The following is a 1,386-nucleotide window of genomic DNA, read 5'->3' as shown; positions in this document are numbered from 1 at the left end:
CGACGACTGGTTCACGACGGCAGCGATCCGCACCCTCACCACGCACCCCTACCGGGTCTCCTCGGCGAGCAACCGCATCGGCCTCCGCACGGAGGGTCCCGCACTGGAGCGGGCCCGACCCGGTGAACTCCCCAGCGAGGGCATGGTCCTCGGCGCGATCCAGGTCCCCCCGGACGGCCGCCCCGTGGTCTTCCTCGCCGACCACCCGACCACCGGTGGCTACCCGGTGATCGCAGTCGTCCGCCCCGACGACCTCCCCGCCACGGCCCAGGCGGTCCCGGGCACGCCGGTGCGATTCGTGCCGGTACGCCGCCGCTGACGTCCGTGCAGCTTCAGTGAGGTCGCCGCGCTGCCGCGCCCTTTAGGGGCGCGGGGAACTGCGCGACCAGCCACAACGGACCGGCAGCCAAGCATCGGCCCAGCCAGCGGAGCGCTACGCGACGTCGGGCTGCTCACCGCTCACGGACAACGCGGCCAACGCCGCCGCCACCGCATGGGACGCACTGAGATCGAGCCGTGCGCTCGTCCCCCGCGCCCGATGACGTACCTCGGACGCGGCCAGGCTGAGGAGTTGGGGCAACAGGTCGGTGCACCGGCGAGCCACCCATCCGGTCCCGGCGGTGGCCAGCCACCACAGGCTGGCCGACCGCGTGGGGTCGGGGAACTCGGGCTCGGCGGAAGGCGCGGCACCCGTGGCGGTGCCCGCCTCGGCGAGCAGCGCGTGGAAGTGCAGCGCGAGCTGCCGATGCCCCCGCTCCCCCGGGTGCAGCCGGTCCGAGCTCCACATGGCCCGGTCGGTGACCCAGTCGCCCTCCGCGGCATGCAGATGCACCGCCCCGTACCGCTCGGACAGCGCGTGCACGACCGCATTCACGGCCCGCTGACGCCGTGCCAGCGGGCGGGCCAGCGCCCCGGGCAGCCCCAGCATCGCGCCCGGGTCGGGCAGACAGGCGGTGAGCAGGATCGCGCCCTGCCCGGTGAACGCGGCGTACACCTCGTCGAGCCGTTCGGCGACGGCGTGGATGTCGAAGGTGCACCGCAGGGTGTCGTTGACGCCGATGACGACCGAGGCGATGTCCGGCCGCTCGGCCAGCGCGGCCGGGGTCTGGCGTTCCAGGACGTCACGCGTCTGGGCGCCGCTGACCGCGAGGTTGACGAACTCCACGGGCGCGCCGGCCGGTGCGAGCCCGGCGGCGAGCAGCGCGGCCCAGCCGCGCCACTCCTCGCCCATGGGATCGCCCACCCCTTCGGTCAGGGAGTCGCCGAGCGCCACGAACCGCAGGGGTCTCATGCGACGCCCTCCCGAGCCCGTTCCACGGTGGGGGCCGTCGCGGGCGCCTCGGGCCGCCCCACGCGGACCTCGGCGTCATGGGCGGCGAGGAACGC

1 protein-coding gene and 1 pseudogene are annotated in these 1,386 nt (G+C 74.9%); one reads left to right on the top strand and one right to left on the bottom strand.

Features of this window, described 5'->3' with window-relative positions:
• Nucleotides 1-319, top strand: a pseudogene (locus O3Q52_RS53065) (allophanate hydrolase subunit 2 family protein); the annotation flags it as partial.
• 114 nt (nt 320-433) lie between these two features.
• On the opposite strand, the gene O3Q52_RS53060 reads toward O3Q52_RS53065, so the two are convergent.
• Complete coding sequence (locus O3Q52_RS53060; RefSeq protein WP_269655545.1) at nt 434-1,291, bottom strand: SGNH/GDSL hydrolase family protein; 858 nt, start codon at nt 1,289-1,291, stop codon at nt 434-436.
• Between the last annotated feature and the right edge of the window lie 95 nt (nt 1,292-1,386).

This window comes from Streptomyces sp. ActVer, assembly GCF_027270795.1.
GTDB classification, from domain to species: Bacteria; Actinomycetota; Actinomycetes; order Streptomycetales; family Streptomycetaceae; genus Streptomyces; species Streptomyces umbrinus_A.
This window is presented reverse-complemented; position numbering and strand designations above follow the sequence as displayed.